This is a genomic window from Chryseobacterium sp. MMO-72 (assembly GCF_037146035.1).
In the GTDB taxonomy this organism is placed as follows: domain Bacteria; phylum Bacteroidota; class Bacteroidia; order Flavobacteriales; family Weeksellaceae; genus Chryseobacterium; species Chryseobacterium indicum.
This window is the reverse complement of sequence record NZ_JBBCWG010000005.1, coordinates 69663-93398: the sequence shown is the minus strand read 5'-3', so window position 1 is coordinate 93398 and position 23736 is coordinate 69663. Positions and strand designations below refer to the sequence as shown.

Genomic DNA, 23736 nt, shown 5'->3' with positions numbered 1-23736 from the left:
CTTTCTGACACTGATTCCTTCTATCTTTTATCAGTGTTTTCAAAGGATGAATCATTATCTTATAATGGGATTGAACTTTTTCCAGAAGAATTAGTAGAGTTCTTTATAGAGAATCCATATTTTTTTGTTCAACAAGGAACTAAATATAATGATACAACTATTATTAAATATGTAATGACATTGTTAGATGAATATTTAGTAAAAGAAAATTTTTTTGAAGAAAATTTGGGAAGTATTAATTTAAACGGAGGAGAATTATTTTTAAATCCAGATAAAGAGAAGAGTTTTCGTAGTATTTCTTTCAAAAATACACTTTCAAAATTTGAAAAAATAGAATGTATATTTTCACCTAGCTTATATACCGAATGGAAAAACAAAACTATCTATTTTATAGATATCAGCCCTATTTTTGAGTATAATTTAATAGATAAATTTAACAGTTTTGAAAATAATTATTATAAACAAAATATATTACCAACCTTAAAAAAATATATTATTGCATCAAACGAAAACAGTGATCAGTTAAAAGGGGTAATAAATGACCCTGATGGGTATACAAATCTTAGAAAAGAAAAAAACACTCAATCAGAAATATTACAAAAGATAAAATCTGGGGAACGTATTGAGGTCTTGGATAATTCCGGTAACTGGTTTTTAATAAAAACCAAAGAAGGAAAACAAGGTTATGTTCATAAAAGTAGAATAAAATCCGAATAAATCTTCTTAGTATATTTTAAAGGCATTACTTTGAGTTTTAAAGAAAAACTGAGAGCCAGAGCATATTGTGTTAATATGTTCAATAAAGAACTGATATCCACTCTTTGGGAAGATGATGCAAAAGGGCAAGGACACAATGGAAGTAACAAGCCAATAGACGCCCAAAAAGCCAAAGTAGATAAAAACGGTGTTGCTGTGGTAGAATTTATGCTTACCAAAGCGCTTATGCAGAAAGCTTTGCAGGGGGAAACTGATCCGAAAAAACTGGAGTTTTATGTAACCGTAGAATATTATAAAAATAAAAAACATACTTCTGGAAATGTGGATGTAAACAATTCCTTTCCACAAACACCGAAACCACACCCCAAAACTCCCACCACACCTACAAAGCCGGCTAAACCAGCAACTATCCCAAAAGCCAAAGGTTCTCCCGCCGAACAAAAACCACCTAGCAAAAAGGAAGAAAAAGGAATTGGGGAAAGAATAATAGAGACAGGGAAAGAACTATGGGATTGGTGGGAAAGCAAAGGTACTGCTACCAAAGAGAAAACACCCACAGCACAAACACCCGATGGAAAATCTTCTGCGATTGTAAAAGGAGAAGCTGTACGACCTTCAGTTTCTAATTGTGGAGAAAAGTATTGTATTAAAAAAGGAGATAAAAGTGAATTAATCAGAGAAATTAATATACGACTTTCTGGATTTGGTGGGAATATTCCAACAGATGAATTTACTGATAGGACAGAAAAAATGATAAAACAGTTCCAAAAGGATTATATGAAAGTTCCCGAAACAGGAAAAGTCTGTGGAAATGTTTTAAAAGCAATTGATGATTTTCAAAATAAGTATATTATAAATTTTGACGATGTTAAATGTCCTTGTGGGGAAATGTAAAGGTTTTGGAAATGGTAAATTTTCTGAGCAAAAACAAAATTCAAAAATTGATGAAAAAATTAGAAAATATGAATATCCAGGTATTCATAGAAGCTTAATTTGGGCATTAAGAGCAGCAATGTTCTATACAACAGTTATTGAAAAAGATATGAAATATTCTGTTAAATGTATTTTTTCTGGTTATAGATGTCACGAAAATAACAAACAACATAAAAGAAGTTCAACCAACCACATGGGAAAAGCGTTGGACATACATTTTAATAAAAATGGAAAAAGAACACAAGTACCAAAAGAAATAGAAGAAATACGACAAAAAATCTTTGTAAAACATTTAGGAAATCAGGTAAGATGGGATGATGATGATAAATTTTCATTAGAACCAGGAGTTCCTGCATATAAAGGAGAGTTTATAGCAAGCACATGGATTCATTATGATGTAAGACAATTTGAATTAAAATATTTGAAAGATGAGTTTTTTGTAAAGAATATAAATCAAGTTAATGGAGAGAGTATTGCCGTTTTAGCAAATAAAGCAAATCCAAATATATGTAATTGTATGGGAGGAGGTATTTCTCAAAAAATGAATACTCCTGCAATAACTCAAAAAACTTCAGATAATAATTTTACTGTGGAAGATGGAAAGAGCGCACTTAAAATAATTTATGATAAGTATGGAAAAGATATGGCAATTGTAATTGAAAGGATGTATAGAGATGAAACGGGACATTTTACTTCTGGACAATATAAAGCTTGTGGAACAGGAGGAATGGAAGTTCATGGTAATGCTCCTAATTATGGTTGGGATGATTCTTTTTTTGAAGCACATCCAGAATACAAAGCAATGGGTGTTTGGAGTGCTTTTGAAAATAAAGGAATGAGCGGTAAAGGTGGTAATAAACAAGTTACTGATAGAAAAAAAGAATTTGTTATACTTCCTTCAGTATTAGCAGGAATGGAATATAAAGCTTTTTATATACAAAAGCATAATGGAAATTGGGCAAGATGGCACTCCACAGAATCTGAGGCACAAGAAACCTATAGGAAATATCTAGAGGGTATAAACCTCGATTTGTAAATGAATTTGAAAAAAATAAATAATAAAAATGAAAAAAGTATTAAATTTCTTCCTTATTTTATTTCTATTTTCTTGTAAAGGAGAACCTTTTAAAAAGGAAAATATTGATAGTATAAAAAATAATACAGAAACTGGTGTTACTACACAAAAAGACACTTTCTAATAAATTATCTGAAAATTGCTATGATTATCTAACTGAACTTGTTAGAAGTAGTAATTTCCCCTTTTCAGAATGGAAAATTGATAAAAACAAAGTAAATCTTTTAATCGATGAAGAGAATGATGATACTATATCATGTAAACTTTTTTTGATACTGATGGAACAGGCACTATTGGATGGATAAAATATCACAAAAAAGATGGTAAATTATATAATACTTCTGCGAATCTTGACAATCCTATTGAATTAAAATATGATTTAAAATGGAAAAATTTATTCGATTCTTGTTTTTATAAAGAAGAAAGTGATGACACAAAAACTAGAGTCACAAATGAAAATACGTTAGAAAAAATCTATAGTGAATGTCAAGAGCTCTCATTACCTAATAAATATGATTTTGATGCAATAAATGAAGAAAAAGGATTTAAATCTATTGATAAAGATTATTATAGTATGTTTCCAATTGAACATCAGGACAATTATAAAATGATTAAACTTCCTGTCATTAGTGATAATGTTAAACCAATTATATTGATAACTTATAATGAAAATGGGCAATCCATTTGGTATTTATTTACCTTGAATGAAAAATTTAAACCAGTATCAAATATTATTCTTTATACAAGTATAGAAACTGAAAAAGGAAATAGAACTACTACATATAGTATAATGAAAGAATATAAAATTGATATAATAGAGTCACTTATATCAAGATATAATGAAAAAATTATTAATAAAAAGAGTTATTCAATTTCTAAAGAAGGACTTATAAAACCCAATGAATGATGAGTAAACTCGAAAATCAATAAAATTATTTTGTTGGATGTCAATGGTCATAAAATAACCCAACCCTTAAGCTATAGAGATGCCTTAACCGCCAAAGCTGAATGTACGGATATGGAAAGTGAGGTTTTGCAGTTTACCCTTTAGGAAGACGATACACATAATCCTGTTAAATCCAATTGTTCGATTGCCAACACTTCTTCTTGGGTTAAACCAATTTTAATGGATTCTGGAAATTTAATCTGAATTTATATCTTTACCAAAAGGATAATTCTTATTATCAATAATTCCTTCTTTAACCGCTGAATTGTAAATCGTTCTAATCACAATCAAATGGTTCATAATCGTTCAGTCAGAAATTTCTCTTTCGGCTTTTAGATAGGATTGATAGGCTTTCAATAAAGGAACGTCAATTTGCTCAATAGGAAACTTTTTGCATTTCAAAAATTCTCTAAAATGAGTAACCCTTGGTTTTTCTGCCGAGAGTTGGTTATACTTTTTTAGTCTTTCCAAGTTAGCAAGATATTCTTCAGCAATAGCAAAGAAGTCGTTTCCTTTTATTAATGATTCTTTTTCGGATGGCTTTTACCGAAACATTTTTATCCGAAGCGTCCATTTCAATTAACTTTCCTCCTGCATCGGTAATTCTTTTAATGATAAGGTTGTTAAGACGTACAGCATTGGATGAGATTTTCTCACTTTTTTATGTTTCTCGTCCCAGTCTTCGATTTTGATGTAATATCCCAGAGCAACAAAGGTGGATTTTCGTTCTTTAGTTATCCGAATATAGATTGGATATTCTCCTTTTGCATTCGGTTTTTTTCGTAAAATAGCGGTAATTGATGACATAATAAAATGTTTAATATACTGCTAAGTTAGCTATAAGGTACTGCTAAGTTAGCTATAAGGAAGGGCACAGGCAACTTAACCCTAGGGAAATTAGAGCTAAATTTTCTTAAATTATGGGTACAACATAGGTACAACAAATGGCGCTTTCTTACGGTTTATATTGGTTTATTATGAAACACTAAATCAACGAAAAATCCCCAAAATAAGCCAGTGTACGATATTTAGAACCAATCTTCATAGGACTTAAAATCCTGTGCCTCTTTTGGCGTGCGGGTTCAAGTCCCGCCTGGGTTACAGGCTGATAATCAGTGGTTTAGCTCTCTTTTTAAGAGGGCTTTTTTATGGCCAAAAATCTCGGATATAATATATCCAATATCATAGGTGTTAAATTTTCTTTTTCCGCTTTGTTGTTATTTCCTTTTATTCTTTATTTGCAGAATTCTATTGAGCTAAAAAATTATAAAGATCAGGTCTAAATGTGATCCTTTTATTAAAATTTGAAATTGATACAATTGCGGAAGCAGGTGTATCAGGTGATTATTAAAACGTTTTAAGGGCTGAATAAAATAATTTTCATTAAATAATAACCATAAAAACATATAAACGATGAGTACTGAAAATACAGATAATCAAATAAATAGATCAACGGTTCTTGATGAAGAAACGCAGAAAATTGAGGAAATCTTAGGAATAAAACCGGAAGACTACTTAAAATATAACTTACTTCAATATTTACATCTCAAAGACGTCGATATTGAGGATTTTTCAAAGTTTTTACCATACCTCGTTAAAGTAACAAAAGTAAAACTTACCAACTGTACCATTGCCAATTTTTCTGAATTGTTAAAAATAGAGAGTTGTTCCAGTTTCACTCTGGATAATGTGACTTTCAGAAACAATGAGTGTAATGTAACCACAGGATTTCCTTATGAAATCCGATTTTCAAATATGACCTTTGATGCAGGTTGTTTTAACAGTTTTCATATATCGTCATCCGGTAAAGGATATAAGCATCTTTTCATTACAAACTGTCATATTGATAATATTCAGGAAATCAGCACTATAAAAGGGCTTTATTCATTACATCTCGACAACATAACTTTTACTTGTAACCCTAGCAAGGTAAAAGAAAAATCAATCTACATGATCCATATTTTCAACTCCAAGTTTGAAGATATTTCTTTTATACCATTTAAAAAATCAGTTACAGATATTGAGTTTAAAAACTGTAGAATCGGAAGTTTTAACGGAATTTCAGAGTTTGAAAAACTTGAAGAAATTGAAATGACTACCGATACGGTTGTTGAGAACAAAGAAGAATTAGAAAACCCATTCAATAAAGAAATTACCTGTCATTTCAGTAAGGCGGAAAAACCATTTCGTTTAAAAAATGCAGTCTCACTCAGAAATTATATTAATGAATTAAGCTTTACCTATTTTAAAGTGAAAAAAATAAAGGATCTTGAAAATTTTGAAATGGTTAAAACTCTTTCATTTGATAAATCTGAATTTTATGTCGATGCTTTTCTGCCTATTGCCAATCAGATTCAAAAAGTGAAGATGAGAGATTCTGAGATTAAAAAACATAACTATTTCAGGTCTTTCGTTAATTTGAAGAGTTTTGAATCACTCTGTTTCTCAAGAGAGAGTAAAGAGATAAAAAATTTCTCAAAATTACTTCTGTTAAAAGATCAGCTGACGAGTCTGGATTTTTATGAAGACGAAGAAATGGATAAAAAAGCTCCAGATTATCATATCGGACAATTTACTTCACTGGAAACCTTAAAATTGGGTTATGAAATTTCTGCGAAAACGGGAAAATCTATTATGCAGTTGAAAAAATTGAAAAAGCTAAAAATAAGCACTGTAAAAACCAAACAGACCTTCGATTTGGGACATCTGAAAAAGTTGGAATTTTTAATTTTTAATTCAAGGACAAAGTTTATCGGATTTGAAAATTTAAAACGTTTAAAATCTCTCAAGATCATTAATGATAAAAAGTTCGATCTCAGAACACTTCCCAAAATAGAATCTTTAAAAAGGCTGAATTTGTATGGAAATCACTCTAAAATGAAAGGGTTTAGCCGTTTTCCCAATTTGGAATTTCTTAGCCTTCAAGGAGCCGGTAAGGTGAATTTAAAACCTTTGAAAAAGCTAAAGGTTCTGGATTTGTATAACAGTAACATCAAAGACTTTTCTTCCTTTGCAACCATGCCATTTCTGGAAAAATTAGATTTATCGCGTATTCAGAATAATATTGACTTGAAGGAAATGTATAAGTTCCCGAATTTGAAATGGCTAGGATTTTTAGAAAATGAAGAACTGGATGATATTTCCGGTTTGGAGCCTTTAAAAAAGCTGGAGCGTCTGGATTTATATAAAACCAACGTTACAGATGTGAAAGTTCTGAACACTTTACCGAATTTAGAAGAAGTGAATTTAGCAGTAAAAAATTACAAACTGGATCTTAAAGCACAATTGGATCGTCCCGAAATAGCGGCTTATTATGCATTGCCAAGTGTTATGTTTTTTATCTGGAAAGAAGATGAATTTGGAATTTAAATGATCCGTAAGAAGCAAAGTAAGATTAATATTTAAACAGAATAACCACTCAAAATGAAAGAAAATCATCAAACAGATAAAACATCAGAAGCTTATAAAAGATTAAAAGAAATTTTAGGGGAAGAACCTTGGGAAGATTATGCAAGATCAAGAATAGATCTCAAAAATTTAACAATTGACGATTTTTCTATCATCTTGCCGTGGATCAGGAATGTAGGAAGATTGTATGTCAGCGATTCTACCATTTCCAATTTTTCAGAATTATTGAAGTTGGAGAATTGTTATTCTTTTCATTTGGATAATGTGACGTTCACAAACAATGACTGTGAGGTAACGAGAGACTTTCCAAGTGAAATTCATTTTTCTAATATGAATTTTGATGCAAGCGGGCTGAATTGCTTTCCTACATCAGTTAGTAAAGGACACCATAGCTTTTCTATTGAAAACTGTCATATTGAAAACATTCAGGAGATAAGCAATATAGAAGGAATTTCTGTATTATATCTTGATAAAATAACCTTCACCTATCATCCAAGAAAAATAAAAGAAAAATCAATTTACAGGATTAGCATTTCCGACTCGCAGTTTAAAGATATTTCTTTTATACCCTTTAAAAAATCGGTGGGGGATATTGATTTTGTAAACTGCCGTATAGGAAATTTTGAAGGAATTTCTGAGCTTAAGGAGCTTGAAGAAATTGGATTCGATAATGATACGATAGTTGAAGACATAAGGAAATTGGAAAATCCTTTTAATAAAAAAATTACCTGTTTTGTTTTCGTGAAAGATAAAAAGCAGCTCGATCTAAAAAATGTATTAGGGATCAGAAATTATATTAATCATATACATTTTACCAATTTTAAAGGAAAAAAAATTGATAATCTGGAAAAATTTGAAAGGTTGCATCATCTCACATTTGATAAATCTAAGTTTTATGTGGATGCATTTTTATCCATTGCAAAACAAATCCAGAGCGTAGAGGTTAGAGATTCAGCGATTAAAAAACATAGTTATTTTAAGCATTTTCCTAATTTGACAAGTTTTGAATTAAACGGTTTTGGAAAAGATAGTAAAGATACCCGAATTTTTTCAAAACTGTTTCCTCTAAAAAAACAGCTGAAAGAGCTGGAGTTTTATGAATCTCAGGATAAACCCACAAACTATCCCATCGAAAAATTTACAGGACTGGAATCTTTAAAAATAGGTTACAATATTTCGTTACAGACTGTGGAATCTATTCTTACTTTTAAAAAATTAAAAAAATTAGAAATAAGGATAGAAAAAACAAAGAAGATTATCGATTTGGAAGATCTGAAAAACTTGGAGTTTTTAAATATCTACAGTGAATCAAATTTATATTGTACGGGATTTGAACATTTAAAACGTTTAAAATCTTTGGAGATAAGCAGTGACGGGAAATGTGACATTAATATGCTTCCAAAAATGAAATCACTGAAAAGATTGAGTTTTTACAGTCATGAAGATTGTGCGGTGAAAGGGCTGAGCCAGTTTCCTAATTTGGAATTTCTGAAGCTTGAACACATAAAGAAGCTGCAATTAAAAACCCTGAAAAAGCTGAAAGTTTTGGATTTGAGAAATAGTGCAATTAAGAATTTGTCTTCCATTGAAACTTTACCATCCCTTGAAAAACTAGATTTATCTTCTCTTCAGAATAAAATTGATCTGAAAGAAATCTGGAAATTTCCCAATTTGAAATGGTTAACATTATTGGAAAGCTATGAGGTAAATGATATTTCAGGATTAGAAGCATTAAAAAAATTAGAGCGCTTGGATTTATACCAAACAAAAGTTACAGACGTAAAGGTGCTGAATACTTTGCCTAATTTAAGGGAAGTCAATTTATTAGTGAATAATTCCAAAGAACTTAATCTTGAATCACAATTGAATCGTCCTGAAATTGCCATTTACTGTGGATTACCAAGCGTAAATTTATGGATTTGGGAGAAAGATGAATTTGGGATTTAAAAACGAAAACGATTCTCCATTTTCATTATTCAGATTAATTTTAATTTCTTAAATAACGATAAAAATATTAAAAACATAATATGATGGAAGCCAACGTGGTACAGCTTATAATTTCTCTTAGAAATGAATTTGCAGGCATACATTATGCTCGCTATTTTGAAGATAACGAAAATAATAGAATTTCCCATTTTCTGCAGAAAGTGCATGATTCGGGAGAGTCCTTACAAGGAGAAGAAAAAATACTGTACGAAATTCTCGTCAGTACTTTTGCTCTTGATTATTTCAACGCAAGTTTTTCAGGAGAAGATCTTACCAATATAGATTCTCAGGATCTGTCTCAAATTGAAACATGGACTGTACTCGACTTTAAAAACTATATATCCGAAAGTTTCAGAAAAAACGACCTGAAAAAAGAATCTCTTAAAAAGATTTCAATTGAAAAATACAGTCCGCTTTTCAGAGGTTATGAGGAAGATATTGCTTATTATAAAACTTTGCAGGACTGGTATTTAATGAGAAAAATTAATTTTCTCTCAGCCGATGTTTTTTTTACGAAGAACGAACTGAAAGAAAATGAAAATAAGATTCTTACAATTTATGATGTATTGATTAATGAAAATGAGGGCAATTCGAAGTTGTATTTTATGCATGAAAAATTGCTCTATCTCTGTTCGTTAGATAAAGAATTGAATAAACTGCAACAGTTGCAAACTATTCTGAAATCTGATATTGACGGAGATTACAAAGTTTTAATGATGCGGGACATCATGACAATATACAGGAATGATGATAAATCCAGAGAAGCTCTTGAAATTGCAGATCAGGCAAAAAAACAGTTTCCCAATTCCCCGTTTTTAAAGGAAATTCAATATAAAGAAGATTTAATGACCTGCCCTGAATTGGGACTGAATTTCGAAAAACAGGTACAAAGTAATACGCCGATCCATATAGTGGCAGAATATCGCAATACTTCTGATTTTATTCTGAATATTTATGAAGTGAAAGGAGGGTTTAAATCTTTTATTAAGTATACAGAAGATTATCGTTCAGAAGAAAAACTTTACCATGAAATTGAAAAAATACTCATAAGAAAAGAACATTATACACTTCCTCACTGTGAAATTTATGAAGAGATGAAAACTTCTCTGGAGATTAAACCTTTACCTCCTGGATTATATGTTGCAGAATTTTCTTCAAAAGATTTAGCTGAAAGCAATTCAGTCAAAAACTATTTTTTCACAGTATCCGATTATAAAATAATTTATCATCATAAAGATGGAAATGATTTTCCGGAATCATTCAGGTTGGTAAGCAGTGAAAATGGAAAGCCGATTTCTCATGAGGAACTTGTTTTTTTCGAATATCTTCGAGATCAGGATTTGGTAAAGCTGAATGCAAAAACAGATGATTTAGGTATTTTTAAAATTCCGTCAGATGCAAATAATTCATATAGAAAATATCTTGTCCATCATCCAAAAACTAATGATTTTCAAATTCTGGATGTATGGGGAAGAAAATTTTCAGAAGATCAAAAAAAAGATGTTTTTAATAAAACGATACCGCAGATTTTTACCGACCGTGCGATTTACCGACCGGGACAGACCGTTTATTTTAAGGTAATTAATACTAAAATAGAAAACGAAACTGAATCGGCTGTTGCAGGATTAAAACAAAAAATAGCTTTAACCGATGGAAACGAAGAGGAAATTTCTACACAGGAATTTACGACCAATGAATTCGGTTCTTATCATGGAAGCTTTGTTCTCCCTAAAGGAAAACTAAACGGAACCTTTGCTTTAATGATTGAGGACGGAGCAGACTGTTTTCATACTTTTCTTGTAGAGGAATATAAAAGACCAAAATTTGAGATTACTTTTGATCCCGTAAAGGGAGAATATCAATATGGACAGACGCTAGAACTCAATGGAAAAGCAATATCATTTTCAGGTGTTCCCCTCCGTAATATAGTTGTAAATTATGAAATTACAGAGAATGATATCCGCTGGAAATTTTTTAGTCATTATTCAAACGATTATAGTCATGAAAATTCTATACTTGGAAACGTCGAAACCGATGAGAACGGAGAATTCACGATTTCTGTAACTTTTGAAGAAAATACATATTTAAAAGGTCTTCAGGTAGACTGTTTTAAAATTGAAGCGTCTGTTACGGATATCAATGGAGAAACACAGTCGGCTTCTGTTGAAATAAATGTGGCTTCAGTTCCTTATTACATCAAAGCCGAAGAAATTAAAGATGCTTTTACAGACGAAAATATAAAAATTAATATTGAAACAAAAAATTATAATAATCAGGATGTTGAAAAGCCATATCATCTAAAACTTTCCAAACTGAAGTCGCCAGACAGGATTTTTAGAAAGATGTTTGAAGATAAAATTCAGAATTTATCACAATTTTCTAAAGAAGAGTTTATAGCCAAGTTTCCGCATGACTATTTTGATGAAGAAGAATATGAGGAAGAGATACAAATAGAAAAAGTGATTCTCGATAAAATCTATGATCCAAAAACATCTAACCGACAATTGGCAGCCAATTTAGATTTAGGAAAATTAGAAGTCGGGAGATATGAGTTGAAACTTTATGATAGTCAGAATAAAGAGTTGATCAAAACATCTCAGCGCTTTAATGTTTGGGATAAAAATTCCTTAAAAGAAGAAAGGGTATTTTTGAATGTTGTAGATCCAAAGAAGGAATTTTTAAGGGGTGAAAAAGCCAATATCTACGTATATTCTGCAATTCCGGATGCTTTGGTATATATCTTTTTACAGGACTGTCTGGGAAACACCACAATTGAAATAAAACAATTAAAAAATGGCGTATTAAACTACATTGTTGAAGTTCCTAAAAATAAAAATATTTCAGAAATTAATGTTCAGTTTCAGATCATTGCTTACAATGAAGTACAGCATAGTGAGATTACTCTTAAAATAAAAGAAAGCGAAAATCCTCTTATTATTGAAACAACAACTTTCAGAGATAATATTGAACCGGGATCTAAAGAAAGATGGACAGTCAAAATCACTGAAAATAATAAAAAGGCTTCGACTGCGTTCAGCTTGACAGCAGAAATCTTGGCAACAATGTATGACAGATCTTTAGATCAGTTTTCTATAAATACTTTTGAATGGAAAAGGCATTATGTTCCGTATTATGCAGTAATGTCTTACAAAGTTAAATATAATCTTAGTGCGAGATTTGCTTCAAAAGAGGTTCCTTATGTAAGATCTTTTTCAATAGAACCGCCATGCTTCAATTGGTATGAGGGAGATATTCCTGAAGGGTTAACATTTGTAGGCGGATCGTCTGGTTATTCCGGAGATGCGGTTTTGAATGAGTTTGAAAGACCAAAATTACATTATAAAATTGCGAAAGGCGATGAAAAAGAAAGAGGAATTTTTGTTGGAGAAATCCTCAGCGATTTACCCCAAGTTTCCATCCGCCAAAACCTCAACGAAACCGCGTTTTTCTACCCGGATTTGAGAACCGATTCCGAAGGCAATGTAAGTTTTGAATTCACTTCTCCGGAAGCACTGACAAAATGGAAACTGATGTTTTTGGCGCATACAAAAGATGCAAAAGCAGGAACACTGGAAAAAGAAGTCGTAACGCAGAAAGAATTTTCGGTAACGCCAAACTACCCGAGATTTTTAAGAGAAGGGGATGAGCTGAATTTCCAGTCCAAACTATCGAACTTAACGAGCAAAAAATTAAACGGTTCGGCAGGTTTGCAGATTCTGGATGCGTTCACCAATGAAGATATTTCGTCTCAGTTTGGGTTAAATTCAGGCATTCAGAACTTTGATCTGAATGAAAATGGAAATTCAGCTTTGACATGGAAAATAAAAGTTCCAAACAATGTTTCATCCATTATTTTAAAAGTCGTTGCAAAAGCCGGACAATATTCCGATGGAGAACAGAAAGCCATCGCGGTTTTACCCAACAGAATACTCGTAACCGATGCGGTTCCTGTTTTTGTAAAAGAAGGTGAAACCAAAACTTTTGAACTCGAAAACCTTAAAAATGCGACTTCCACCACGATTTCTAATGTTTCAAACACGCTGGAATTAACAACAAATCCAATCTGGGAAATTATGTTTGCGCTTCCAAGCCTTAAAAATGACCAGAACAATTCTGCAGATGTAATCTTTAACAAATGGTTTGCCGATGTTTTGGCATCAGAAATCTTTAAAGCCAATCCGAAGCTGAAAACGGTTTTCGAAGAATACCAGAATAAAGGATTATTGAATTCCAATCTTGAAAAAAATCAGGAACTGAAACAGTTGCTTCTGGAAGAAACACCGTGGGTTCTGGAAAGCAAAAATGAAGAAGAACAAATGTCGAAACTGGCTTTGCTGTTCGATGTCAATTCAATGAAAAACTCCATTCAACAGGATTGGGAAGATTTAGAGAAACTACAGAATCCGGATGGAGGATTTTCGTGGTATAAAGGTTATCCGAGTTCATATTCCACATCATTGTACATTCTTAAAAATTTAGGAAAAATCAATGTCTGGCTGAAAGATAACGTAAAAGATTACCAAAGTTCTGAACAGAATGAAATGGTGGCGAACCTTATCAAATACGTAGATAATGAAATTGAAAAATACACTTCGACTTCGCTCAGTGCGGGAAAAGAAAATGTAATCAATAACTGGACTTTAGACTATCTCGACACCCGAAATTACTGGGAAAAGCAGTATCCGTTAAAAGGAAAAGGAGCCACTTTAAAATCCTTGGTAAAACAGAAAGTAAAAACGATGAAAATTACAGATTTTACCTTCTTCGGACTGCATCGTGCCGCTTTACTGATGAATGATTATGGTTTAAAAGAGGTTTCAGATAAATTATTAAATTATTTAAAAGAAACTTCCGTAGATTCAAAAACGCAGGGCGCGTACTGGAAACAGAATCTTGATGACTGGGGCTGGTTCAGCTCGAAAGTGGTGAATCATGCAGGAGCATTGGAAGCATTTAACAAATTAAAACCCAACGATCAGAAATTCATTGAAGATTTGAAAATCTGGCTGATTACTCAGAAAGAAGTGAATTCATGGGGGAACTCAAGAGGAACTTCAGAAGTTATTTTTACGATTTTAAATTCAGGAAAATCATGGACGACCGCGGAAAGTGATAAAGCAACCATTATTTGGGGCGGAAAAGAGCTTCAGCCGCAAACTCAGGCAACGGGTTATATAAAATCTACGGTAAAATCTGATATTTTGGATAAAAATTTAGCCACCGTTACCATCACAAAACCGGGTGCAGGAATTGTTCAGGGAGGTTTGTTCTGGCAATATTACGAAGATCTGGATAAGATCAAATCCTCTGAAAATTACCTGTCCATAACCAAAGAACTGTACAGAAAAATAAAAACGGTAAATGGGGAAGAATTGCAGAAAATCACTTCTGAAACTCCGTTAAAAGTGGGCGATAAAGTGACGGTACGAATGATTTTAAATACTGACCGACCGATGGAATTCATCCACATCAAAGACATGAGAGCAGCAGGATTTGAGCCTTTGGATGTACTTTCAGGGTATCAGTGGAAGAATGGTTTGGGCTATTATCAGTCGACCAAAGATTCTTCCACGAATTTCTATATTGAACAGATGCCGAAAGGGAAATATGTTTTTGAGTACGATTACGTTGCCAATGCATCCGGAATATTCTCAAACGGAATTACCACGATCCAGAATTATTACGCGCCACAGATGAATGCGCATACGAAAGGAAGTAATGTGATGATTTCGGAATGATTTGTTTACAAATGATAAAACGGTAAAAATGATATTTTAAAAGGTGTTTTTGTTCTGCTCAGATTTTTAACAATTGAGACATTTATTATAAAACCTGTTTAAACAGATCCTTGATTATGAAATAATTTTTCGGAGCATTAGTAATAATATATTGATATTACTTTAATATTCAATTTATAACCGAGCAATACTTTTGTCAAAAATAATTAAACTGAAATTATGATGAGAAAAAGTACAGTATTGGTTTTATTAGCTTCATCTGTTGCAGCCTCTGTTTTTTTTGCTTGTAAAGATGATGATAACACAACATCTCCTGACGAAACAATAGAATTCAAAAACCGGTCGGTTACTCCGTCTTTTGTTAAAATGGGATCTGATTTTTCAGGAGTAGGGGTTTACACTTTGGTAAGTAGTGAAGATGTTATTCCAAATTCCGGAAATATGGTTTATGGTGGAGCTCCTGACGGTCAGGGTTTCATTAAAAATCCAGATGGAAGTGGTTACATAATGGTGACTAATCACGAAAATACGTGGGCGGTATCCAGATTGTATTTAGACAAAAAACTAAACATTACCAAAGGTGAATATATTGTAAATTCTGATGGTGGTGGATTCAGACTTTGTTCTGCTTCTATGGCTACTCCGGAAATTCATGGTTTTGGTCCAATGTTTTTAACGGCAGGTGAGTCTAATGTGAATGCAATGTGCCATGCAATTGATCCTTTAGCTGCCGCAATGCCATCAAACAATACAAGAACGAAGCCAGCTATGGGAAAAATGAGTGCTGAGAACTATGTCCCTCTAACGAAAAATGCTTACCCCGGAAAAACGGTGGTTATTGTTGGCGAAGATGCTTCCAACGGACAGGTTTACTTATATGTTTCCAACACAGTCGGAGACTTGGATAATGGTAAGTTATATGTTTTAAGAAGAACAGATTTGAACCAGATTGAAACTTCAATGACATGGAATAACAATTACCCTGTAGAGTTTGTAGAGGTACCCAATGCCAAAAACTTAACAGGTACTGAAATTGAAAACCTAAATTCAAGTCTTAAATCGATACAGTTTGCCCGTGTGGAAGATTTGGATTACCGAAAAGGTTCAGCTACTAACAACAGAGAGATTTATTTCACAGCTACCGGTGTAAGTGGTTCTACCGAGAAAACATATATGGGAAGAGTGTATCAGTTAAAACTGGATGCCAATGATCCACTTAAAGGAACGCTAAAAATTATTGCGAACGGGGATGTTTCACCTTCCGGAGCTAACGTAAAAGGTACTGATATTATTAATCCGGATAACCTGTGTGTTACAGAGAATTATGTATATATTCAGGAAGATGGAGACTCTTATTGGCCGGAAGCAACGCATAATTCATTGATATGGCAGTATAATATTGCAACAGGAACCAAAAAAGTATTCATGGATATGAGACACAGAGATGCGGATATGTTAGGAACTAAGTATAATCCGGCAAGTGATACCAAATATGGTCTTTGGGAACACGGTGCCATGGTTGATATTTCTGATGTAGTAGGAGTTCCCGGCACGTTTACCATCAATGTACATGCACACTCTTGGGTAGAAGGAGATAAATTTTTAAATCCTAGTAAAGCGATTTCAGTTCAGCCTTATAAAGCCGGAGGACAAACGCTTATCCTGAAAAATGTACCCAGATAAAATATCATTTATTTTTTAGAAAAACTTTCGCTTATTTAAATTGAGCGAAAGTTTTTTATTTATACTAACAAAAGTAAAACAATGCTTAGAACAATAATTATACTGCTATTTTTAGCTACTGTTTTTTCATGTACAGATAAAGGACACCAGACTTTTGAGAACAAATTAAGAACAACTGTTTTAAAAAAGATAGATACACTAAGTAATACTTTAACAGAATTGGAAGGCACGAGAAGTCAAAAAGAACTCATTTTAAACTTTAAAAAAGCAAGGAAAGAATACAAAGAAATAGAACCCTTTGTAGAGTACTATTTTCAAGGTCTTTCAAGAAGAATAAACGGTCCCGCTCTACCAGAAATCAAAACAGATGATAATATTGTAAACGATGCAGCGGGTTTTCAGGTAATAGAAGAAATAATTTTCAATGATCCCACAAACAGAAACGAACTAAAAAAGCAGATTAATATTTTAAAGACAGATTTAAAATTTGTTCATCAGAGTTTTAAAGATTTACCCATTCAGAATCATCATTTTTACGAATTGATGCAACATCAAATCATTAGAATTGCAACCTTGGGAGTCACAGGTTTTGATTCTCCCGTAGCATTTAATTCTATGAATGAAGCCAAAGATGGCATTAAAGGAATAGAAGAGTTTTATACTTTGTATTGTGAAACCAATAAACAGGAAATAAATCCCCGTTTAATTGAATCCTTTGAAAAAGCGGAGCAATACATTAATAAGAACAATGACTTTAATACTTTTAACAGACTGGAATTTATAAAAAATCATTTAATGCCTATGAGTGTTGCTTTTGAACGTGAATTTAAAACTATTATTGAACAGACTCCACATTTCAAAGACAATAAAGTATTTTATGGCCATTTATCCGATTTAATGCAGGGAAAAAAACTCAATCCTGATGCATTTTCCCCATATGCAGCATCAAAATCAACTGTGGAAAAAACAGCATTGGGAAAAATATTGTTTAATGATGTGAATTTATCACGAAACAATAAAATGAGCTGCGCAACCTGTCATAATGCGGAATATGCTTTTACAGACGGCAAAAAGACCTCGGTAGTTAATATTCATAGCAATAACATCAGGCGGAATTCACCAACATTGCTATATTCATCATTTCAAAAATCATTTTTTTATGATATGCGTTCGCAAGATTTGGAAAACCAAATTGAAAGTGTCATGAAAAACCCGGATGAGTTTAATCTTTCTCCAAAAGAAATTAAAGATAAAATTACAACGAACAAAAATTTAGTTCAGTTATTTACAAAAGCCTTTCCCGATAAAAAAGAAATAACGCCCTATGAAATTAGAAATGCTATTGCTTCTTATGTGAGAAGTTTAATGCCTTTTAGTGCCAAAATAGATCGATATTTTTCAGGCAAAGCAACACTTACGGAAAGCGAAGAAAACGGATTTAATTTATTTGCCGGTAAAGCCAAATGTGCAACCTGTCATTTTATTCCTGTTTATAACGGAACTGTTCCACCCTGGTTTAACAACTCCGAATCTGAAGTTATCGGTGTTCCGGAAAATATCGCATGGAAAAATGCGGCTATTGATGATGACGAAGGGAGATATGGATTAAATAAAATTGAACAACTCCAATTTTCTTTTAAAACTCCAACCGTAAGAAATGTTGAAAAAACGTCACCTTACATGCACAATGGAGTATATAAAACATTGGAAGAAGTGATAGAATTTTACAGATTAGGTGGCGGAAATGGTATTGGAATGAAGCTGAAATATCAGACTTTGCCTTTTGAAAATTTGAAATTAACTGAAAAAGAAAAGCAGGACATCATAAGTTTTTTAAGAACATTATCTGATGAAAAAAAATAGAGTAATGCGTTTAAATTCTTTTATCTAATATCATGTATCTCTTGGCAAGGGTTCAAGTGCTGTATGACGAACTAAAACCATCTGTAATTAATTTTACGGACGGGTTTTTATTTTTTCTTTGAATTATGATATTCTGCTTCTCGATTTTTTTAAATCATTAAGATGCTCCGGAAAAAATAAAATTTTGCAGATAATATTTGGTGAAACTGTAATTTTTAATATATTTGAAAAAGATAGATCCTTGCTTTTCTTTTTTTAAGAAATGATGATGTTTCGTCATCACTGTAAAATTGCTTAGCTTACGGCACTACATACTATCTTTAATGGGGAAAATGGTACTAGTGGGTACCTTTTCAGTTCATTTTCCGGGAAAATAAAGGTACCCACTAGTACCATTTTCTGGGAGTTGATAGATATAGTCCTTGGAAAATACGAAGGTTTATCCAAACAAGCCCTATAAACGATAGGGCTTTTTATTTATAAAAAACACAACCATGTCACAAAACTTGAGCAGGCAACAAATTTATGACCGTATAAAAGCTTCTTCCAAAGACAGCTATATTTTAGAAGAAATGAAAAGGCTTGGATTCTGGCAGGAAACTTCTACGCCCTCCTTGCCTGAGCAGCTTATCCAAAAAGAGGTCGTTTTACAAAAAGAACTGCAGGAACTACTTGCGAAAGACCGGAAATATGGCAATCAGGAAGCTATGCTTCGCGAAATGCGTAAAAAGCGGATGCAGGAAGCAAAAGCTAAAAGGGAAGTAACCAAGCAGAAAAACGAAAAAAAACGTCAGGAAAAATCTGATCGCTGGAAAGAATTACAGCAGGAGCAGATTATCTATCTAGGTGAAAATGTTTCCAAAGGGCTTCATCAAATGCAGTCTCATACAGAAAAACTGCATCAGTTTTCACTTCCTGTTTTCGAAAATATATTAGATTTTAGTCATAAGTCGGGATTTAGTCTTTCTCAGATCAGATATCTTGCTTTTAACAGAAACGTTTCTCAAAAATCGCATTATCATACGTTTGAAATTTCAAAAAAATCGGGAGGAAAAAGAAAAATATCTGCTCCCAAAACAAATTTGAAATTATTTCAGCAATGGATTTTAGAAAATATTTTAAATAAAATACCGGTAGGTGATGTTGTTCATGGCTTCACAGCTAAAAAATCTATAGTTACCAATGCGCAGCCCCATCTTGGGAAAGATATTGTAATTAATATTGATCTGAAGGATTTTTTTCCTTCTATATGCTATAAAAGGGTAAAAGGTCTGTTTTCAAAATTCGGATATTCGGAACAGTTGTCAACTGTCTTTGCATTAGTCTGTACGCAGGCTCATGCGGAAGAGGTTTTGCTGGATGAGGTTAAGTATTTTGTTCAGAAAGGAGAGCGGTTTCTACCTCAGGGTTCTCCGGCAAGTCCTGCCATAAGTAATATTATCGCCTACAAATTGGATAAAAGATTAGAGGGACTGGCTAAAAAATTCGGATTTACATATACACGTTACGCGGACGATCTTACCTTTTCTGCTGGTCTGGATTCAGAACAGAATATTAATAAGCTTTTATACTTTGTAAAGCAGATTATTGAAGATGAAAATTTTACAATTCATCCAGATAAGCTTCATGTAATGAGAAATAAGCATCAGCAAAAAGTAACAGGAATTGTAGTTAATGAAAAGCTGAATGTAGAACGTACAAAGCTTAGAAAATTCAGGGCTCTTCTGCATAATATTGAAATCAATGGATGGCAAAACCAAACGTGGGGGAAAGCGTATCATCTTATCAATGCTATTGAAGGATATATTAATTTCGTTAATATGGTAAATCCCGCCAAAGCATCAGTTTTTAAAGAAAAATTAAAAACAATCGTGGCAAAACACGGGATTCCTTTTGTTGAAACCCAAAAAGTGATACCGGAAGTTATAGAACTGGCTGAAGTTTTAGAAACGGAACAAGATGGAGTTACATCAAAAGAGGAAAAAACAGATTGGTGGAATATCTTCTAATCTGAGCCAAACACATAAATATCAACATCTTAATTTATAAGATAGATGAAAATCATTAAACAGACCAAACTTTTTTTCCACGAAGGAAAATCAGATAAAGTTTACGAAATAGACCTTTGTGAAGTAAATCCCGAAGCATTCATCGTCAATTTCCGTTACGGAAGACGCGGCGCTGCATTAAAGGAAGGCAGCAAAACGCCCACTTTCGTTTCCAGAGAAAAAGCAGAAAATATTTTTGATCAGCTCGAAAAAGAAAAAAGAAATAAAGGCTATCAGTCTGAAATCGAAGTTTTTGTAGAGCTTCCTTCATTGGATGCACTGAATGTCAATTCGGTGGAAGGCGTTATTTTAAAACGTCTGGAAGATGCGACGCAAGGGATTAATTCTTTTAAAACCGAATGGAAAACCTCCCGTGTTATCTGGAAAGCGGCTCAGATGAAAATCAATGAAGCCGTTCCTTATATATTAAAACTGGCAACAAAGGGCAGTGAAATGCAATTGTATGCTTCTGTTTTTGCCATCAGAACCTTAAAAATTACTCAGGCTTCGGAACTTCTTTACAGTATTGCACGAAGTTCCAGACACAAAAAGTACATCAGAAATGTTACTTTTGATGCACTTTTATCAATAAGTGACGCTTCAGGCTTAGAAAAAATTGTTTCAGAATTACTGGATAGTCTGCCTTCAGAAATAAAAGATTTTATTGATCAGGGAAATTATGATGATTTAAAGCAGTATTATTTCGAAAAATTTAAGAAAAAAGAGAAAACGGACGAATTGGTTTATCTTTACCTCTTATCAAAAGCATACCCTTCTTTGGGCATTTTGCTGGAAGAATTAATATGGAAAATTCCTTTCGCGTCACCGTACTTCAGAAATATTCGGGCAATTTATAAACTGGCTCGTTTTCGGGATGATGCGCAGATTTTAGGAATGCTTTCCTATTTATTTGAAAAAAAATCTCCGATGTTCAAAAGAACAGCCAGTCTGGATAAAGAAGCATGGAATCAGAACCAGTATTTTTATCAGATCGGAACTTCTGTGAATGTAAGAAAAGAGCTTTCCAGTGAAGAAAGCAGAATTGCATTTTCAAATTTCACCAAGCTTTATTTTCAGAAAAACAGTTTTTATTATTTAAAAGAACTGGGAGAGCAGAACAAAGGAAGAGAATATCTGAGATTTGCTGTTAATGCTCTTATCCAATATACCGATGACAGTTATCTTCCGGCTCGAAAAAGCCCTTTAAGTCATTATGGAACTTATAACTGGAAGGAACGAAGATATTATTATACCGTTGTGGAATCTCCGGAATGTTACCGTTCTCCACTTCTTACAATCATACTTTTCGGAAGAGATAAGAATCGCAAAATGGATTCAAATCTTGAATTCTACATCAAAAAAGAAGAATTCTGGAGCACGGAATATTATTATCAGGCAAATAAGATCAACAAAGTGGAGCAGGAAAATTCAGGAACATCTGAAACCGCTTCGGATGACAAACAATCTGGATCTTTACATCAGATCATCAATACGTTTAAGAATATTTTTGGTTCAAATAAAGAAAAGCAAACACCTTCCCTAAAACAGGAGGAAAATGTTATGAAGTCTGATGAAAATCCGGCAAGACTAGAGCTTTATCCTGAATTTTGGGATGAGATGCCGGAAGCTTACATTCAGCTTCTCATGCAGGCAAAAATGAACCTGGTAATGAAATTTGCCTATGAAAATGTTTCTGTTCATTCAGAATATCGAAACCTGCTGCAAAAAATAGATCCTGAAATGATGGTTTCACTGCTTAATAAATCTTCCGAATATCCTCAGAAGTTAGCCTTGGAAGTATTATCTGAAAAACAGGAGGAGCTGAAAAGAAACGAAATTTTTGTTGCAAAACTTTTGGTGTGCGAAACCGAAGAAGCAAGAAATTGGGCAAAAACAGCGATTGAAAATAATACGGGATATTTTCTGGCGTCCACAGATTTTATGATGCATTTAATCATGAATTCCCGAAAAGAATCTAATGAATTTATCAATAATCTGCTCCAAAAGGCCTCTTTATCAGAAGAAAGACAGAAAACTTTGCTTGGAAAAGTAATTATAGACCTGCTTTCTATGGAAAATACAGATCAGAATAATGCAATAGCAGAGTCTGCAACAAAAAAGCTTAAAATAACGGCTTTGGATAATTTTTCCGAGATCAGTTGGGAGATTGTTGCCCAGTTATTGACTTCTCCTCTAAACAATAACAGATTTTTGGCAAGTGAAATCCTCCTTTCGAAGTCTAAAAAATATTCTGTAACAGAAATCCCTGTTTCAATTATTGAACTATTGCTGAATAACACTAATGAGTCCATCAGACAAAACGGAATCAGTCTTTTAGCACAGTATCCGAAAGAAGAAATCACAAAAAACTGGCAGGAACTTCTCACCTTGCTTTCTTCTGAATATAAAGAAGTTGTGGAATGTATTTTTTCACAAAACGACCGACTGGATTCTCAGTCTGAAGCTCAGATGGAAACGTTTGAAATGCTGTTTAATCTCCTGATGAAAGAACAGAGATTTGAAAATTCTCATCAGTTATTTAGAGAGTATCTTGAAAAAACAGCATCAGAATATATTAATAAAATTCCGGTAAAGTGGATTCTCAGATTATTGTTTGCGGACAGTGTGAAAAATCAGCTCTTCAGTTTTGAATTACTTAAAAAAGTAGAAGAGAACAGCAAATTTACTTTAAAACAGGTTATTGCTCTCGCCAATCATGAATTTTTAGCGGTGAGACAATGGGCATGGAATTTTTATAAAAACAATATTGAAAGAATAAAATCCGACCGTAATCATGCACTTGGCATTTTGGATGCAAAATGGGACGACACCCGCGAATTTGCCTTTCATTTCTTCAGTACTGAATTTACAGACGAAGACTGGGATACAGATTGCTTGGTAGGAATCGCAGATTCTGTACGTTCTGATGTGGAAAATTTCGGTAAAAACCTTATCATGAAATTTTTCAGAAAAGAACACGGATTGGAGTACCTTACAAAACTCAGTCAACATCCAAGCCAGAATATGCAGCTTTTTGTAACCTCTTATCTTGAAGAATATGCAAGTGATAAACCGGAAAAGCTTAAAGAGTTGGAGTTTTACTTTAGATCTGTGCTTTCAAGGGTTAATAAATCCCGTACAGCCAAAAACAGAATTTTGAGTTTTCTGGAAAAAGAAGGGCGAAAGAATAAAGAATCTGCCGAAACCGTAAGCAAAATTCTGGACGATTTGTCGGCAACCAGCGCTGTTCAGGATAAAGCAAAATGTATTGACATCATTTCCGAACTGAAAATGATTTATCCTCAGCTTAATGTTCATCTTCAATTAATCTCTTAAGCC

General features: G+C 33.0%; 13 protein-coding genes, 1 tRNA gene and 1 pseudogene. 13 read left to right on the top strand and 2 right to left on the bottom strand.

What is annotated here, in order from left to right:
* Positions 1-33: 33 nt before the first annotated feature.
* The 5 genes from WFH39_RS09085 (at position 34) to WFH39_RS09065 (ending at position 3632) form a co-directional block, all read left to right on the top strand.
* On the top strand, positions 34-717 hold the full coding sequence (locus tag WFH39_RS09085; protein WP_336689652.1) for an SH3 domain-containing protein: 684 nt from the start codon (positions 34-36) through the stop codon (positions 715-717).
* A 75-nt stretch (positions 718-792) separates the two neighbouring features.
* Complete coding sequence (locus tag WFH39_RS09080; protein ID WP_336689651.1) at positions 793-1611, top strand: peptidoglycan-binding domain-containing protein; 819 nt, start codon at positions 793-795, stop codon at positions 1609-1611.
* Positions 1583-2686, top strand: a complete 1104-nt coding sequence (locus tag WFH39_RS09075; RefSeq protein ID WP_336689650.1) for a hypothetical protein — start codon at positions 1583-1585, stop codon at positions 2684-2686. The genes WFH39_RS09080 and WFH39_RS09075 overlap by 29 nt, the downstream gene beginning before the upstream one ends.
* Before the next feature lie 28 nt (positions 2687-2714).
* Entirely contained in the window at positions 2715-2849 is a 135-nt protein-coding gene (locus WFH39_RS09070; RefSeq protein ID WP_336689649.1) for a hypothetical protein, read from the top strand.
* A 450-nt stretch (positions 2850-3299) separates the two neighbouring features.
* Positions 3300-3632 carry a hypothetical protein gene (locus WFH39_RS09065; protein WP_336689648.1) on the top strand — a complete coding sequence of 111 codons (333 nt, stop codon included), beginning with the start codon at positions 3300-3302 and terminating at the stop codon, positions 3630-3632.
* A gap of 234 nt (positions 3633-3866) precedes the next feature.
* Here the strand turns inward: WFH39_RS09065 and WFH39_RS21200 are convergent.
* Together WFH39_RS21200 and WFH39_RS09060 are read right to left on the bottom strand one after the other, a co-directional pair.
* A pseudogene (locus WFH39_RS21200) lies at positions 3867-4166 on the bottom strand (phage integrase SAM-like domain-containing protein).
* Positions 4167-4250: 84 nt separating this feature from the next.
* Positions 4251-4478 carry an Arm DNA-binding domain-containing protein gene (locus WFH39_RS09060; protein WP_336689647.1) on the bottom strand — a complete coding sequence of 76 codons (228 nt, stop codon included), beginning with the start codon at positions 4476-4478 and terminating at the stop codon, positions 4251-4253.
* A 204-nt stretch (positions 4479-4682) separates the two neighbouring features.
* Here WFH39_RS09060 and WFH39_RS09055 point away from each other — a divergent pair.
* The 8 genes from WFH39_RS09055 to WFH39_RS09020 all read left to right on the top strand — a co-directional run bounded on the left by WFH39_RS09055 (position 4683) and on the right by WFH39_RS09020 (position 23733).
* Positions 4683-4772, top strand: a tRNA-OTHER gene (locus WFH39_RS09055).
* A gap of 312 nt (positions 4773-5084) precedes the next feature.
* Positions 5085-7040, top strand: coding sequence for a leucine-rich repeat domain-containing protein (locus WFH39_RS09050; RefSeq protein ID WP_336689646.1), 1956 nt, complete (start codon positions 5085-5087; stop codon positions 7038-7040).
* A 54-nt stretch (positions 7041-7094) separates the two neighbouring features.
* Positions 7095-9026 carry a leucine-rich repeat domain-containing protein gene (locus WFH39_RS09045; RefSeq protein WP_336689645.1) on the top strand — a complete coding sequence of 644 codons (1932 nt, stop codon included), beginning with the start codon at positions 7095-7097 and terminating at the stop codon, positions 9024-9026.
* Between the two features lie 80 nt (positions 9027-9106).
* The gene (locus WFH39_RS09040) at positions 9107-14803 is read left to right on the top strand and encodes an alpha-2-macroglobulin family protein (protein WP_336689644.1); all 5697 of its coding nucleotides are present in this window, start codon (positions 9107-9109) and stop codon (positions 14801-14803) included.
* A gap of 222 nt (positions 14804-15025) precedes the next feature.
* Positions 15026-16486 carry an alkaline phosphatase PhoX gene (locus tag WFH39_RS09035; RefSeq protein WP_336689643.1) on the top strand — a complete coding sequence of 487 codons (1461 nt, stop codon included), beginning with the start codon at positions 15026-15028 and terminating at the stop codon, positions 16484-16486.
* Positions 16487-16567: 81 nt separating this feature from the next.
* Complete coding sequence (locus WFH39_RS09030; RefSeq protein WP_336689642.1) at positions 16568-18349, top strand: cytochrome-c peroxidase; 1782 nt, start codon at positions 16568-16570, stop codon at positions 18347-18349.
* A 494-nt stretch (positions 18350-18843) separates the two neighbouring features.
* A complete protein-coding gene (locus tag WFH39_RS09025) occupies positions 18844-20358 on the top strand; it encodes a retron St85 family RNA-directed DNA polymerase (protein ID WP_336689641.1) in 1515 nt (504 codons plus the stop codon).
* Positions 20359-20403: 45 nt separating this feature from the next.
* Entirely contained in the window at positions 20404-23733 is a 3330-nt protein-coding gene (locus WFH39_RS09020; protein ID WP_336689640.1) for a WGR domain-containing protein, read from the top strand.
* Positions 23734-23736 lie beyond the last annotated feature (3 nt).